Source organism: Paenibacillus sp. FSL H8-0259, assembly GCF_037963255.1.
GTDB classification, from domain to species: Bacteria; Bacillota; Bacilli; order Paenibacillales; family Paenibacillaceae; genus Paenibacillus_AQ; species Paenibacillus_AQ phytohabitans.
In genome coordinates, this window is the sequence record NZ_CP150147.1 from 4,978,270 (window position 1) to 4,992,402 (window position 14,133).

Consider the following 14,133-nt stretch of genomic DNA (forward strand, 5'->3'; position numbering starts at 1 on the left):
GGGTATGCTCACACCCCCGCTTGATCTTCAATGGGGCTGATTTCTTTCAGCTGCATCGTTATGACAGCCGCAATAACCGCTTTGATCATGTCTCCGGGAAGAAAGGCCAAAGCCCCAATCAGTCCGGTCCAGACCGGCGTATCTGTAATTAAGGCCATGACAGGTGCGCCAATCAGATTCACCAGCAATACGCCAAAGATCAGGTTGACGGCTATCAGTTTCCAGATGCGGACCCTGCGCCAGATTTTCTCGGAACACCAGCCGATGAAGCCTGCCGCGACCAGCCAGCTGAATATGTATCCGGCAGACGGTCCAACGAGCAACGCCAGTCCGCCGCGCCCGCCGGTCAGTACCGGCAATCCGAGGGCTATGAGAATGATAAAAACAACCAGACTGAGGATCCCCATCCGTCTGCCCAGAAAACAGCCGGCCAGCATGACCCCAAGCGTCTGGGCAGTGACCGGAACAGGAATGAAGCCAAGGGGAAATGGCGGAATCATGCCGAGCACCGCGATGAGTGCAGCGAATAATGCGGCATACACAAGTTCTTTTGTCTTCAAGATATTGACCTCCATTGGATAAAATAAAGGTTGTGCTCTGGTTAAAGAATACAGCCAGTACGCTGAATTATAATGGAGACCCCCTCTATTGTAAACCTATTTAATTTATTTGGTTCACAATAGATCGAAAATAACACCTTCATTTTCCTATTGTTATCTAAGCATGTTAATATAATCGGAGAGGATTGATCGGAACGTAATATTTCTGGAGGGTTATTTCCATGACAGTTAAAGAACAAATTCTATCCTTGCTGGGTAGCAACAAAGGCGGGTATATATCCGGCGAGGAGATCGCAGGGCAGTTATCCGTAACACGCAGCGCAGTCTGGAAAGCCATCAAGTCGCTGCAGACAGACGGTTACTCCATACAGGCTGTAACCAATAAAGGGTATTCCTTATCCCCACTAACGGATATTTTATCTGCCGGTGCCATTTCGAAACACCTGAATCTCCAGGGTCAACAGCTGCGCCTTGAGGTTTACAAGACTATACCTTCAACGAACGAAGCTGTAAAAATCCTGGCCGCAAATGGAGAGGCTGAAGGGAAAGTGATCCTCTCGGAAGAGCAGACTGCCGGCCGCGGAAGAAATGGCCGGCCCTTCTTTTCCCCGCGGGGAACGGGCATCTACATGAGCATCCTGCTGCGCCCCAAGCTATCTGCGGCAGAATCCATTCTTCTGACGACCTCCGCTGCAGCCGCCGTTGCCCTGGCCATCGAGAGCGTATCCGGTAAAGACACGCAGATTAAGTGGGTCAATGATGTATTCATGGATGGCAAAAAGGTATGCGGAATTCTCACCGAGGCTTCCTTATCATTGGAGAATGGCTTGCTGGATTATGCCGTTCTCGGCATTGGCATCAATGTAACTCTACCGGCGGGCGGCTTTCCTGACGGGCTTGGCGGGATTGCAACGTCTGTATTTTCCGAAAGCAATCATTATGACGATCTCCGCTGCCGGCTCGCGGCAGAAGTGCTGAATCATTTCATGGAATACTATGCGCATTTAACGGACAGACCGTTTCTCTCCGAATATAGACAACGAATCCTTTCCCTTGGTAAGCCTGTAACGGTGATGAAGGATAATAAACAACGCGGGGCGACAGCCATTGACATTGATAACGACTGCCGTCTGAAGGTCAGATATGAGAATGGTGACGAGGAGTATCTTTCAAGCGGAGAAGTCAGCATTACCATCTAGGTCACGGCTGTAATCACACGTTATAGTGAACCTTCAACCTTCAACCTGTTCATTCTCTCCATTCCGCTTCTATTAGCTCATAATCGATGAAAGTTTGCCATTCTCCTAGCGGATCTGTCCAAGCATCCTTACGCACCGCAATTTTCCGGAAGCCGAGTTTCTCATAGACATGCTGTGCCCGGGTATTCTTAAGATTAGTATCGAGTATGATCTTGTGATATCCCAGCTCCTCAAATAAATAATTAATCAGCATCACCAAAAATTGCGTGCCTGTCCCTCTATTCTGCTGGTTGAAGTCACAGATTTTGATACCAATCTCTGCTACAGCATCTGCAACTGCACTGTAACTCATTTCCCCTGCAGGAATAGCATCGATCTCCAGAATCAAACGCCCTTTCCGCTCAGGGGTTGCCGTGGCCTGCAGCATGTTTCGTACCTCTTGTTCAGTAGTGCCTACGCCTTCAGGAAAGCCGGCATGTGCCATAATTGCCCCATCGTTCCACCAGCTGCATAGCAGCTGTGCATCGGCCGCAGCCGCATCCCGGATAACCAGGTTCTCTTTTTGCAGAAACATTCCGTTAACCTCCACATCTATCCTGGGTAAGATAATCGCAACTTCATCTTAGCATGCAATGATTTCCAGATTAATGGAGAGTTTCATTATATACAAACTGTACGTCTTGCCATTCACATCCCAAGTTAAACTTTAAGCCTCCGCCTTCCATATTTTCTCCACAATTGACCCGATCTCAACGAGAGCGCGACTGCTCTTCTTCACTTCGGGAACTCCAAAATGCAAATCAATCTGAAGCTCAATCTCATCCCAAATCTGTAGCCTGCCCGCTTCTGCAAACCGCCTGGCAATGGGTTCTGCCAGTAATGAACATCCGGCTTCGCCTTGAACCAGATTCCCGATTAGAGATTCGTCATCGGCATATATGATGGTCTGCGGGACGATACCCTTCTTCAGGAAGTAATCTATGGATTGTTTATAGAAAGGACAGCCTTGTGTAGTCCAGATCCATGGCTTCGCGGCAAAATACTCCAGTGTAAGTCCGTTCTCAGGCACAGCCCAGCTGCCGGGATAGACCACAACCATTCTGACGGAATCGAGTCTGATGGAGTGCACGGACTGATGCGGAACTTCCCCGTAGTAGAACCCCGCATGTATCTTTGAGCTGTTCAGTTCCTGGATGAAATCCTCACTTCTTATGTCGATAAAATGCAGTTCTATCTGCGGCAAGCCCTCCGAAATCCCCTGGATCAATTGCTCTATACGAAGAAGCTGTCCGTCAGTGTTCAATCCGATGCGGATATTCTCCGTAGGATTTGCCTGCAGTTCAAGCACTTTATTATGAAAATCTGCTGCGGAGGCGAGTATTTTCTGTGCTTCCACAAGCAGCTCCACTCCTTTGTCCGTAAGGGTCATTCCTCTGGATGTCCGGTGGAAGAGAAGAAATCCGACCTCTGTCTCCAGGGCTTTGAGATGAGCGCTTGCTGATGGTTGACTCGTGTTAAGCAGCCCTGCCGCCTCCGTTAAATTGCCTGTCCGGGCAATTTGGACAAAGGTGGTCAATTGATACAGTTCCAATGTTTCTCCCCTCCTTAATATGTCTCCTGATTTGTCTTCAGAGTAATCATCCGTTTTTCAGATGGAGCCGATCAGAACTTCAAATTGGACCGGTTAATGTTCCATAAATTATGATAACGGCAGAACGAAGCTATAGGGAGTGTTGTATTTATGTCTATTTTTATTGCCATGTTCTTCTTTTCGTTATCTATGTCGATTTCACCCGGACCCGTGAACCTGACGATTCTCTCTGCTGGAGTCAACTATGGTTTTAAACGCTCATTTTCTTTGGTATCCGGTGCAACGGCCGGGTTTACGATTCTACTGATTGCCGTTGGACTAGGGCTATCCAATCTCGTAGCGCAGATGCCGCTATTTTACGACATACTCAGGTATGCAGGGACAGGATATATGTGTTATATCGGTTACAAAATTATTGTCTCACGCCCGGAGATCACCTTCAAGGAGGAGCAGCTGCCGCGTTATCGTCACGGGTTTCTAATGCAATGGCTTAATCCGAAGGCTTGGATTGCCTGTCTCTCCGGTGTTTCCGCCTTTAGTCTGAATAATTCTCCTAATTTGCTGCTTAGCTTTGTGTGTATTTATTTTCTTATTTGCTATCTTTCATTGGCTGCTTGGGCTCTGTTAGGCTCGAAACTGCAATTCCTCACGCAAAGAAGGAAAGGGATTAAGGCTTTTAACATTGCGATGGGAGGGACGTTAATGATTGTTGCTGTCTACCTCTTATGCTCACACTAATAGAGCCAGCTAACCCATTCCTTGAATACAAGGAAATGCAGTACTAACACGGACAGATTAAGCAGCAGTCCAAGTATAGCCCATTTATTTCTCGAAATAATTCCCAGCACACTAATGCAAATGGCGAAAAACAGGAAGAAGTATACCAGATAGATTAGAAAGTCTGCGTTAAGCGCCAAGACTTCCGAACCTGAATTATTTAGCCAGATTTCGTCGTACAGGCTCTTGTTCTTGCTGATTGTATATATCAAGAGACCACTGATACAAACCGAAGACAACAACACAGGGATAGCAGTCAAGCCTCTGATGCTCTTCTTGTGTCTTCCCGAAGTGACCGACCATATACCATATACAACGAACACTACAACAAGACAGACCAAGTACAGCCGATAGAAATATAACCCTTCTTCCCGGTCCCCGGTTCCGCCGCCATCCGGACCTGAAGCATATAAGAGCAGATTAGTAATGAATAGAATGAAATTCAGGATTGCGTATTTGATTGTGCTGCTTCCGATGCCTTCATACTTTTTCATGATTACGTCCTTTCTTAAGTACGTAATTTTCATTTCACCAATAGAACTCTCGGATTTCCTAAAACAATCCAATAATTCACTTCATCATACCCTATAATATTAGCTGTTACATTTAGACCTTTATGTATGTTACGGTTCTTATAGTTTGCAGCACATTCTTCATAATCAGCTATAGCCAAAGCATCATATACAGCAATACTGACAATTACTCCTTGAGGATAGAGGACCTCTATAGGGCCAGTAATTTTGGACCCCAATGGAAGTTTGCTTTTCAATTCAACCCAACGCTCCGTTTGATCTCTATTTATCCTGCTCCATACTTCTTCAAATTCTACTTGAGTAATTCTTAATAATGTCCCGTCATCTAAGGGTAATTCTGTCTCAGATAAGAAAAAATCATATTTCTTTTGATTAGATATCTTACTCTCTTTACCTTCCTCCAACAAAATCTGTCTGAACGCCCAGCCGTCCTCATCTACTTCGAAATACCATATTTCCCTTCCGTTATCATTAAGCAAATATATCATTAGAACTCCTTCTCCTTATATAGATTGAACTAAAAATGTACGTGGCCTGCAGCAGATAAGACGCTTGCGCAGCATTAATCTTTAGGAGCAGCGTGGAGCGAGTAGCGGATAATAATTGTATTTCGTACAATTAAAAGGCGGCGAAAAACCGCATGTCTAGGAATAACTGCATTCTGTACAATTAAAAATAGGGAATTTGTTCTTTTACAGCAAAGAAGCCATTTATAAGTGTACAAAGTGCAATTAAAACTGTTCCTGCGCTGAAATGTAGCGTTATAGTTGTACAAATTACAGTTATAATATGAGCGGTAGTCTCATAGCAGACCACCCGTAACTTGCAATTCGGGCAAGACGTGCTGCGAATCAGAAAGTTCTCCAGTTCAAGCTAAATAGTTAAATAGTTAAATATAGAATAAACTTCAACATTTGATCTAGGATTTCCTGCCAAAAGCAAAAAGACGCTAACCCGATGTATTGCTACATCCGTTAGCGTCTTTCAGTAAAGTGGATTACGTACGGCGCATATACGCACGCACCGTGATTGGAGCGAAGATGGCGACAATGACTGCGGCACCGATAAGCGAGTAGACCAGATCGCTGCCTACCGTTCCGTTGTTGACCAGATTGCGGACGGCGGTGACCAGATGTGAGATCGGATTGATATTTACAAACCACTGCAGCCATTTCGGCATTGTATCAACCGGCACGAACGCATTCGAGAGGAAGGTTAACGGGAACAGTACGATCATCGATATCCCTTGCACGCTGGAAGCTGTCCGGGCGATTACACCAAAGAAAGCGAAGATCCAGCTGATCGCCCATGAGCATCCGATTACAAGTACAGCTGCAAGCGCAACATTTCCGATGCCGCCTTCTGGACGCAAGCCCATGATGTAACCCATAACAAAGGTGAGCACAGTAGCAATGGTATAACGGATAGTATCTGCGAGCAGCGCGCCCGCCAGAGGGGCAATCCGCGCAATCGGCAGGGACTTGAAGCGGTCAAACACGCCCTTCTCCATATCCTCCCGCAGTTGGACTCCCGTGACGACAGACGTCGTAATTACGGTCTGCACTAAGATACCGGGGATAATCACCGGCAAATAGCTTGCTACATCACCGGCAATTGCCCCTCCAAAGATATAGGTGAACATCAGCGTGAAAATGATCGGCTGGAACGTGACGTCAAACAATTGCTCCGGTGTCCGCCGGATCTTGAGCAGCCCTCTATAGGCCATCGTTAATGAATTGCGCACCGCCTGGCCGAAGCTGGTATGATTCTTCAGACGGCGTTCTGTACCCGGCTTGATTACAGTACTCATGCCAATACCCCCTCTTTATTCTTGGCTGATCCGGATGCATATCCGGCCTCTTCCTTCACGCCATCACCGGTTAAGGTCAGGAACACTTCATCCAGTGTCGGCTTCTGCACACTCATCTCCAGCAGCGGAATTCCCGCCCCGCGAAGCGCGATCAGCAGGTCGGTTACCCGGTCAACATCGCCCATCGGCGCCATGATTTTTGCGGATTCTGACGATACATTGGACCGCACCTGAAGCACCCGCTCGACGATTAGACGGGCATTCCCCATATCCTGCGGGTTCAAGACCTTCAGATGCAGCGAGGAGTTGCCGACGGAAGCCTTCAATTCATCTACGGTGCCCTCTGCAACCACCTTTCCGGTGTCGATCACGGCAATCCGGTCAGCCAGCTGATCCGCTTCTTCCAGATACTGCGTGGTTAACAATACGGTTGACCCGGTCGATACAAGCCGCCGGATGGTGTCCCACATTTGATTGCGCGTCCGCGGATCAAGTCCGGTCGTTGGTTCATCCAGGAAAATGAGCGGCGGCTGCGCAATCAGACTGGCAGCCAGATCCAGCCGCCGGCGCATCCCGCCGGAGAAATTCTTCAGCGGACGCTTGGCCGCTTCCGTCAGGCCGAACTCTTCCAGCAGCTCTCCAGCCTTATTTCTCGATTCGGCGCGTCCCAGTCCGAGCAGTCTGGAGAAGATAATCAGATTCTCTGTTGCACTGAGTGACTCATCCACTGATGCATATTGACCCGTTACTCCGATTAACTGACGCACGATCTGCGGTTCTTTAACCACATCATGTCCGAAGATACGCGCCGAACCTGCGTCAGGCCGCAGTAAGGTGGCCAGCATGCGGATTACGGTTGTCTTGCCGGCCCCGTTCGGACCCAGCACACCGTAGATCATGCCCGTGCCCACTTTGAGGTCCACACCATCGACCGCGCGGTTGCTGCCGTACGTTTTGACAAGCCCCTGCGCTTCGATGGCATAGCTGCCAGTCTCCTGCGCTCTTCCTGATTGTTGTACTTGTTTCATCCCTTATTCCTCCTAGACGACTGAATGTATTAGGATGGTACCCGACTTTTTTAAACTGAATATAAACTTGCCTCTCATCCGCCAGGTTGCTTTTCCCACGTCTTATTAAAACAAAAATCCGATCCCTTGGGATCGGACTGAAGAAGTACGCTTGCAGACGTACACCTTAAATACAATACTCTTAATCATAACCGCCCTCGGCTTCCGGCAATGCCTGGTACGCATCCTTACCGGCTACGATGTCCGCGATGAAGGTCCGCAGCTCCAGCAGCTGCCCGGCATCTTCTGTAAGCTCACAAGTCTCACCGGACCAGCTCAAATTACGGGTAACTCCGTCTACAGTAATCTGCCAGCTGTCTTCCTGATAGGGGGTGACGGCACAACTCTGCCTGGCGGGCACAAGCTCCATCGTCCCTATAATGTTGATTTCCTTCATCTGGTCATAGATGCTGCGCATTTCATCCCCGGTCAGAGTAACATTTGCCGTCGCTGTCCCATTCATGATCAGATCCTTTACCACTATATCCTGATACGTATTGATCTCATTCTTGGTAGCTTCTCCATAGCCGTACCGGACCAGAAAGTCGAAATCTCCGGGCATTTCTTGCGGCATAACGTTCTGCCCAGCAGCGCGCTCTGCCTCCTTATCCGTACTACAGCCATTTAGGAGCAGTACTGCGAGCAGCAATAAGCATAATTTATTCACTGTATCCGCCTCCAGCATGTTCTTAGGTATTATTACACAATATACAGCCGTGGCAAGACAAGTAAATATCATGAATACCGCATTTCGGGTACCCGATAGGGATCGTAGGATTATTATCATCTTCTTCAATTTTTGACCATTCTAAATAACTTTCCATCTTAATGCTGTCTTTATCAAAAGCAAAAATCATCCGCTGAAACTTTAATAAGCATTCTATGATCCAATCTTCCCGGGGTTCATACTTCAGCCGCTCCCAACCATGACGTTCCATTGCTCCTGAAATCGTGTGTAAGATAAAATTCCTTTCCCGTTCAAACGATTCTATAGTCCACGGCATATCATCGATATCAAAACCGACAGTTCCTATACCTACCACTGACTGGTCCTGCTGAGCTAACCAGATCACCATTTCTTTCTCGCGGTTGTTTTCTGCAAACATAGACCCGCTGAGCGCCAGCACCTCAATAAAAAAGGAGGTCAGACTATTCGACATTTTTAACGACTCAATGCTTTCGCCAAAGTGCTCTGGCATAGATATCCGGTTGCCCATATGTATGTCCCCTTTCCGCTTCCCTAAACTTCCGGTACAGAATTATATCGGACTCAAAGCATCCCAGAGCTGCGTAGCGAATTCGTTATCGATTTGGAAATACATTCTGGCAAATCCGTAATCAATGTAGCCGCCTTTGATTATTATCAAAGTAACCTCAGTGCCATCTTTTAAATGAATTGTAATTCGTCTGTACCGTTCATCATTGTCATAGTCGCCCAATTGTCCATCCATGCCCTCATGTACAGATAATCTGGCATCATACAGCTGATCAACCAGGGTATTGATCAGTTCCAAATCAGGAACCGGGTGTAACTGATCTATACCTGTTCTCCACTCTGAGTAGCTTTGATATTGGGCACTAACCACATTTCCGGCCATTTTAAAGGGTTTGAAAAAATCTCTGCCCTCACTTAACGGCAACCCGCCCGTACACTCATAAAATGCAGTTTGAACATACGAATGCTCTTCAGAATATGTCATTATTCGGAAATTCTTATTATAGCCTTTCACAGCATAGACATCTGCCTTATCAACTGTTGAAGCTAGATTAGTGTCCTTCTTCCCCTGCTGCTTCCAACCGTTAAGATTGCCTTTAGCCGTTCCGAGCTTCTTCCCTCTCAAATTTATTGCTTGTTCGGGCGGGATTTCCGTATACGTTTGAGTGTACACTTTGCCGTTATAATATATCATTCCTAACATCGTTGCATTGAGAATCCCCTCCGTCTGTGACGGCAAGTTAAAGACTGGCGATATTATTCCTCCCTTTGGGGCTACGGGTTCCTGATCTTTAACAGGGCGCAGAAAGAGTGCACCGCCAATAAGGATCACCAGCACTGCTGCTGCGATCCCGGCTTTTAACCAGCCGTGTCTGGAGCGGAGAAAGGATACTATCATGGTTTGGAATCTCATCAAAATATTGCACTCCCTCATTTTACATTATTTAACTAAACAGCAACAAAGGCGCGGTAGAGAACTGTTGTCCCCTCCGCACCTTTGCCCATGCTTATGCACTGCCTATACCTGATTCCAGCATCTGCCGGTTACAGATTTCTGTGAACCGCCAGCCCCGCATATTTTGCTTACCGCCAATTCTTCACTTCTACCCATGCTGCATCCGGGCCGCTCCGTTCAAATGCCGTACCTACAGCTCCTCTAAAAGGCTCCAGTAAGCCCGGGTCGCGGTCAATCAGATCGTACACATTCATGATCGCGGTATTCTTGGGATCACTCAGGTATGCTCCATCCTCATCCCCGGTGAATAGCCTCCATCCGCTGTCCTGCTCCCGTGTGGCTGCTTCACGGTACATCCAGCGAACCCCGCTGCCGGACAGCATGCATTTCTTGGTTACCAGCGCCGCCTTCTCGCCTGCCTCGACCCACGCCGGGTCTCCTTCTCGCAGAATTGTCCGGGCAATATGTCTGGGCTCGAATTCCACGGTATCTCCAGGTTGCAGTGTCTGTATCACTCCGGGCACATTGGTCAGCAGCCCCGTATAACGTCCGGTAACCGGATCTTGCCTGGTAATCTCCACCCACATCCGTTCAGCGCGGGGTTCTCCTTCTTTCGGGTTCGTCAGGATGAAATGCAGCCTAACCATTCTTCCTGGGTTCTGGGTCATCCGTTCTTGCCGGGAGGGAATAAAGAAAGAATTAGGATGCTGCCGGCTCACTTCTTCCACATCTTCCAAAGTCCATTCCATAACGTGTGCCTCCTAGTCTGTAGTGCTAGACTACCATTACCCCATTGCGGGAGACACGATTCATTTGGATGGGAAAATCCACCCATCTTAAGCTCAGGCACAGGGACAATTAAAGGAGTTTCGATTCCTGTACAGGTATCCATATTTCACTTCTGTACGCTGGCGAAGTTGTATCCTTGCTCTCATTCCAGAGGATCTCCGGCCCTTCGACCTGCTCGTAATTGGAGGAGGGGAACCATTCGGAATAAATCCGGCCCCAGATATTCTGGAGCGTATCCGGAAACGGCCCCACCGCTTCAAATACAGCCCATGTAGACGCAGGGACTTCAAGCTTGGCATAGGAGGGAGGACAGTCCAGTGTGGTAGCTACACCAATATAATGATCGAGCTCCCCCCGTTCCTCCATCCGCCCTTCGGAGAAATTCACCGATGCGCTGATCATCCCTGCAGGAACGATGTTGGACAGCTGCTTCAGTTCAGTAATGATCTCCATATTGAGACTCTGCCACATCGCTGCGATTTCCGGATTCACTCCGTTGAACTGGATAGGCACCCTTTTCTTCAGTCCGACGATGCTAAAAGCCGCTTTCTCTTCCATACGGTAATTCATTTCACTGCCTCCTCTGATCGTTAATTGAAAAGTCATCCGGGGAAAGGCCTTCAGCGGTGTCCCTGCACTTCTTGCTTCCGACGGCGTCACGCCGTGAACCAGCTGGAAGGCCTTGGTGAAGGCATCCGGTGAACTATAACCAAATTCCAGGGCCAGATCAATAATCCGCTGCTGGCTGCCCTGCAGCTTGAATGCGGCCAATGTGAGACGTCTGCGGCGGATATATTCCGACAGCGGAATACCTGCCAGAAAGGAGAACATCCGCGTGAAATGATACTCCGAGCATAACGCCCGCCTCGCTGCCTCCCTGACATCCACCTCACCCTCCAGCTGCTCTTCAATATAGGAGAGTGCCGCGTTCATATTTTCGAGCAGGTTCATCGTTTATCACCCTTTCCTCACCATCAGATTAACAGCTATCCCAAGACCGGGTCCGACAGTTCCTGCACCAGATTGACGGGTACTGCCCCTGACGCAGCAATAATTCTGCCATAATATAGTTGATATATATGAAGACAATCGGCTCTATTTTAATGATAATGAAGCATAGATACTATATAAAAAGCAATTTCCCCCGGCGGGAAGACGGAGGCTTGAAATGAAGCTTATACCCAACTGCATAACGCTCAGCCGGACCTTGCTGGCACTCCTGCTGTTAGGGCTTGAGCCGCTGGGCGCGGGCTTCACCGCTGTCTATATCCTCTGCGGAATCACAGATATGCTGGACGGGCCGATTGCCAGAAAAACCGGAACAACCAGCAGTCTCGGCGCCAAGCTTGACTCCCTGGCCGACATGACGCTGGTAGGCGCCGCATTATATACATTGTATCCGTTCCTTGGACTTACACCCGGGGTTCTCCTCTGGATCATGCTGATCGCCTTAATCCGGGGTGCCTCCATGCTGACCGCACTGCGCAGATTCCGGACCTACGGCAGCATTCATACTTATGGCAACAAGCTCGCCGGACTCCTGTTATTTATCACACCTCTGCTCCTTCCTTATATTCATCAAGGTGTCTGGACTGCTGTTGTATGCACCGTAGCTACTATATCCGCTGTGGAGGAATTCATCATCCTTCTGAGCTCAAGCCAGCTGCAGCTGGACCGGAAGGGGCTGCATCGGCGGCGCTAATCTTCTGTTCATATACCCCAAAGAACCCATAACACACACAACGGGTTCTCCGGTAATACTGCCTATTCTTCTATAATCCCGCACACCACGAATACTTAGCCAACAGGTCCGGCATCCGCAAAGCTTCTGATTAACGCCTTGACCTGTCGTCTGGAGGTAACGGTGATGACTTGCTGATGAGCGCCGGCCTGCCGGAGTCTTGCAATGGTGTTGTCGCGGCTTCGTGTCTTGTAGCTCCAGACCCATTTCACGAACGCCCAGTCGAGCTTCTCCGGACAGCCTTCGTTCATATCGGGTCTGGTTTGGTTATGGTACATTAGACGCCGCTTCACAATCCGGTACATACATAAGAGCCTCGGCAGATCCAGAAAAATGATGACATCCGCCCGCTTGATCCTGATATCCATCGTCCTTGAGTAGTTGCCATCCATAATCCACTGCTCTTGATCCGTATATTGCCGGACCAGCCCGTCCCATTCCTCATCCGGCTTGGGAATCCAGCCCGGGCTCCAGAAATGGGAATCCAGATGCACAACCGGAAGATGGAGCAGACCGCCGAGCTGCTGTGCCAAGGTGGATTTGCCCGAGCCTCCTGATCCGAGAATTAGAATCCGGTTCATAAGTTCTCCCTGTCCAATATGACGTAACTACTATCCCTTCAATCCAGCTGCAAGTATTCCTTGATTCCATCCGCGATGGATGAGGCAACTGCTTCCTGAAACTCATTGGTCCACATCTTCGCCTCATCGCCCGGGTTCGTCAAATACCCCAGTTCCAGCAGCACGGACGGCATCTCCGTCTCCCGCAGCACAAAGAAGTTCGCAACCTTAACTCCGCGGTCTTTAAGCCCGGTAGCTTGAATGACATGCTTATGTATAGTCTCGGCAAAAGCCAGTGATTCGTCATGATAATAAAAGGACTCCGTGCCCGATGCAGACGAATCCTCATAGGTATTACCATGGATGGAGATAAATAAATCTGCCGGGAGGTTATTCGCGAACTCCGGCCGGTACAGCTCATGCGTGGAAATGAAAGCATCCCCGGTCCGGGTAAGCTCAATCTGAAGCTGCGGATCATCCGCCAGCTCCGCAGCTACCGCCTGTGACACGCTGAGGTTGAACTCCTTCTCAAACCGTCCGCTCACAGAAGTCGCGCCCGGGTCTTCACCGCCATGCCCCGGATCGATTACGACCTTGTATACAGGTCCGGAATACACCGGATCACTGCTTCCAGGCCCGCTTGTACGATCTGGTTCATGAATTGCCCGATTACCCGCCGCCGGAGCCGCAGCCAGACTTGAATCTGCGCTGTTCCCGCCTGAACCGTTACTGACGCCATCACTGCATGCCGCAAGCAGTAGCAGACTGAGCCATGCGGCAGCTATAATGTACATCTTCCTCATTCCGGTCTCTCCTTATCGCTACTTCATTTCGTATCCCCTTACATTTCAGCATACTGGAGGCTGGATAGGCAAGACCTAATTCTGTAACGATACACGGACACCTATAGATTCTTATCCTTGCAAAAAAACTGATGGAGGCCTTTGTCATGGCTCCAATCAGTCTTTTATTATTTCCATGCTATTTGGCGGGTGTATGCTCTGCTGCCTGCCCGGCATGACTAGAGGAATTCAGCAAGACAAGCCCCCCGATAATGATAAGCAGACTGATACCGGTAAGCAGGTTGAAGGGATCATTCCAGATCAGGATGCCGATGAGTGCAGTCAGCGCCGTCCCTGCCCCGGACCAGATGGCATAAGCCAGGCTTAACGGTATGGTTCTGAGACTAATGGACAAGCTGTAAAAAGCCACACCCATTCCAATCACTACCCCGATAGACGGCAGCACACTGCTGAATCCGTCGGAGAGCTTGAGCATCGTCGTGCCAAAAATTTCCGAGATGATGGCAATACTTAGTGCAAGATAACTTTTCAC

The 14,133-nt window shown here is 48.9% G+C and carries 18 protein-coding genes; 3 read left to right on the forward strand and 15 right to left on the reverse strand.

The window, feature by feature from the left end:
- Positions 1-8: 8 nt before the first annotated feature.
- A complete protein-coding gene (locus NSU01_RS21475; protein WP_076243234.1) occupies positions 9-560 on the reverse strand; it encodes a biotin transporter BioY in 552 nt (183 codons plus the stop codon).
- Positions 561-781: 221 nt separating this feature from the next.
- Between NSU01_RS21475 and NSU01_RS21480 the strand changes: the two genes are divergently transcribed.
- Positions 782-1,759 carry a biotin--[acetyl-CoA-carboxylase] ligase gene (locus NSU01_RS21480; protein WP_076243235.1) on the forward strand — a complete coding sequence of 326 codons (978 nt, stop codon included), beginning with the start codon at positions 782-784 and terminating at the stop codon, positions 1,757-1,759.
- A 49-nt stretch (positions 1,760-1,808) separates the two neighbouring features.
- Here the strand turns inward: NSU01_RS21480 and NSU01_RS21485 are convergent, their stop codons facing one another.
- Positions 1,809-2,333 carry a GNAT family protein gene (locus tag NSU01_RS21485; RefSeq protein WP_042138320.1) on the reverse strand — a complete coding sequence of 175 codons (525 nt, stop codon included), beginning with the start codon at positions 2,331-2,333 and terminating at the stop codon, positions 1,809-1,811.
- A 132-nt stretch (positions 2,334-2,465) separates the two neighbouring features.
- Positions 2,466-3,350, reverse strand: a complete 885-nt coding sequence (locus NSU01_RS21490) for a LysR family transcriptional regulator (RefSeq protein ID WP_042138322.1) — start codon at positions 3,348-3,350, stop codon at positions 2,466-2,468.
- 150 nt (positions 3,351-3,500) lie between these two features.
- Between NSU01_RS21490 and NSU01_RS21495 the strand changes: the two genes are divergently transcribed.
- Positions 3,501-4,088: a LysE family translocator gene (locus tag NSU01_RS21495; protein WP_042138323.1), complete on the forward strand. Its 588-nt coding sequence runs from the start codon at positions 3,501-3,503 to the stop codon at positions 4,086-4,088.
- Here NSU01_RS21495 and NSU01_RS21500 read toward each other — a convergent pair.
- From NSU01_RS21500 to NSU01_RS21540, 9 genes are all read right to left on the reverse strand, one after another.
- A complete protein-coding gene (locus NSU01_RS21500; protein WP_144026026.1) occupies positions 4,085-4,621 on the reverse strand; it encodes a hypothetical protein in 537 nt (178 codons plus the stop codon). The two genes, NSU01_RS21495 and NSU01_RS21500, sit on opposite strands and share 4 nt — an antisense overlap.
- A gap of 29 nt (positions 4,622-4,650) precedes the next feature.
- The gene (locus NSU01_RS21505) at positions 4,651-5,148 is read right to left on the reverse strand and encodes a hypothetical protein (protein WP_042138327.1); all 498 of its coding nucleotides are present in this window, start codon (positions 5,146-5,148) and stop codon (positions 4,651-4,653) included.
- Positions 5,149-5,657: 509 nt separating this feature from the next.
- Complete coding sequence (locus NSU01_RS21510) at positions 5,658-6,470, reverse strand: ABC transporter permease (protein WP_076243237.1); 813 nt, start codon at positions 6,468-6,470, stop codon at positions 5,658-5,660.
- Positions 6,467-7,498, reverse strand: coding sequence for an ATP-binding cassette domain-containing protein (locus NSU01_RS21515; RefSeq protein ID WP_076243238.1), 1,032 nt, complete (start codon positions 7,496-7,498; stop codon positions 6,467-6,469). The genes NSU01_RS21510 and NSU01_RS21515 overlap by 4 nt, the downstream gene beginning before the upstream one ends.
- A 181-nt stretch (positions 7,499-7,679) precedes the next feature.
- Entirely contained in the window at positions 7,680-8,204 is a 525-nt protein-coding gene (locus tag NSU01_RS21520; RefSeq protein ID WP_256703793.1) for a hypothetical protein, read from the reverse strand.
- Between the two features lie 22 nt (positions 8,205-8,226).
- Entirely contained in the window at positions 8,227-8,754 is a 528-nt protein-coding gene (locus tag NSU01_RS21525) for a hypothetical protein (RefSeq protein WP_076243240.1), read from the reverse strand.
- Between the two features lie 42 nt (positions 8,755-8,796).
- Complete coding sequence (locus NSU01_RS21530; RefSeq protein WP_144026027.1) at positions 8,797-9,669, reverse strand: hypothetical protein; 873 nt, start codon at positions 9,667-9,669, stop codon at positions 8,797-8,799.
- 167 nt (positions 9,670-9,836) lie between these two features.
- The gene (locus tag NSU01_RS21535) at positions 9,837-10,457 is read right to left on the reverse strand and encodes a DUF2185 domain-containing protein (RefSeq protein ID WP_076243242.1); all 621 of its coding nucleotides are present in this window, start codon (positions 10,455-10,457) and stop codon (positions 9,837-9,839) included.
- Between the two features lie 109 nt (positions 10,458-10,566).
- Positions 10,567-11,448, reverse strand: a complete 882-nt coding sequence (locus tag NSU01_RS21540; RefSeq protein ID WP_042138339.1) for an AraC family transcriptional regulator — start codon at positions 11,446-11,448, stop codon at positions 10,567-10,569.
- A gap of 217 nt (positions 11,449-11,665) precedes the next feature.
- Here NSU01_RS21540 and NSU01_RS21545 point away from each other — a divergent pair, with 217 nt between their 5' ends.
- The gene (locus tag NSU01_RS21545) at positions 11,666-12,199 is read left to right on the forward strand and encodes a CDP-alcohol phosphatidyltransferase family protein (protein WP_076243243.1); all 534 of its coding nucleotides are present in this window, start codon (positions 11,666-11,668) and stop codon (positions 12,197-12,199) included.
- Positions 12,200-12,294: 95 nt separating this feature from the next.
- Here the strand turns inward: NSU01_RS21545 and NSU01_RS21550 are convergent, their stop codons facing one another.
- From NSU01_RS21550 to NSU01_RS21560, 3 genes are all read right to left on the reverse strand, one after another.
- Entirely contained in the window at positions 12,295-12,819 is a 525-nt protein-coding gene (locus tag NSU01_RS21550; protein ID WP_076243244.1) for a DNA topology modulation protein, read from the reverse strand.
- A gap of 38 nt (positions 12,820-12,857) precedes the next feature.
- Positions 12,858-13,601 carry an N-acetylmuramoyl-L-alanine amidase gene (locus NSU01_RS21555; RefSeq protein WP_042138343.1) on the reverse strand — a complete coding sequence of 248 codons (744 nt, stop codon included), beginning with the start codon at positions 13,599-13,601 and terminating at the stop codon, positions 12,858-12,860.
- A gap of 178 nt (positions 13,602-13,779) precedes the next feature.
- Positions 13,780-14,133, reverse strand: coding sequence for a multidrug efflux SMR transporter (locus tag NSU01_RS21560; RefSeq protein WP_042138345.1), 354 nt, complete (start codon positions 14,131-14,133; stop codon positions 13,780-13,782).

What these genes read in the sequence shown, in the direction of transcription:
- NSU01_RS21480 (WP_076243235.1), top strand. Translation starts at nt 782, where the DNA reads ATGACAGTTAAAGAACAAATTCTATCCTTGCTGGGTAGCAACAAAGGC.
- NSU01_RS21485 (WP_042138320.1), bottom strand. Translation starts at nt 2,333, where the DNA reads ATGTTTCTGCAAAAAGAGAACCTGGTTATCCGGGATGCGGCTGCGGCC.
- NSU01_RS21495 (WP_042138323.1), top strand. Translation starts at nt 3,501, where the DNA reads ATGTCTATTTTTATTGCCATGTTCTTCTTTTCGTTATCTATGTCGATT.
- NSU01_RS21500 (WP_144026026.1), bottom strand. Translation starts at nt 4,621, where the DNA reads ATGAAAAAGTATGAAGGCATCGGAAGCAGCACAATCAAATACGCAATC.
- NSU01_RS21505 (WP_042138327.1), bottom strand. Translation starts at nt 5,148, where the DNA reads ATGATATATTTGCTTAATGATAACGGAAGGGAAATATGGTATTTCGAA.
- NSU01_RS21510 (WP_076243237.1), bottom strand. Translation starts at nt 6,470, where the DNA reads ATGAGTACTGTAATCAAGCCGGGTACAGAACGCCGTCTGAAGAATCAT.
- NSU01_RS21515 (WP_076243238.1), bottom strand. Translation starts at nt 7,498, where the DNA reads ATGAAACAAGTACAACAATCAGGAAGAGCGCAGGAGACTGGCAGCTAT.
- NSU01_RS21525 (WP_076243240.1), bottom strand. Translation starts at nt 8,754, where the DNA reads ATGGGCAACCGGATATCTATGCCAGAGCACTTTGGCGAAAGCATTGAG.
- NSU01_RS21535 (WP_076243242.1), bottom strand. Translation starts at nt 10,457, where the DNA reads ATGGAATGGACTTTGGAAGATGTGGAAGAAGTGAGCCGGCAGCATCCT.
- NSU01_RS21540 (WP_042138339.1), bottom strand. Translation starts at nt 11,448, where the DNA reads ATGAACCTGCTCGAAAATATGAACGCGGCACTCTCCTATATTGAAGAG.
- NSU01_RS21545 (WP_076243243.1), top strand. Translation starts at nt 11,666, where the DNA reads ATGAAGCTTATACCCAACTGCATAACGCTCAGCCGGACCTTGCTGGCA.
- NSU01_RS21550 (WP_076243244.1), bottom strand. Translation starts at nt 12,819, where the DNA reads ATGAACCGGATTCTAATTCTCGGATCAGGAGGCTCGGGCAAATCCACC.
- NSU01_RS21555 (WP_042138343.1), bottom strand. Translation starts at nt 13,601, where the DNA reads ATGAGGAAGATGTACATTATAGCTGCCGCATGGCTCAGTCTGCTACTG.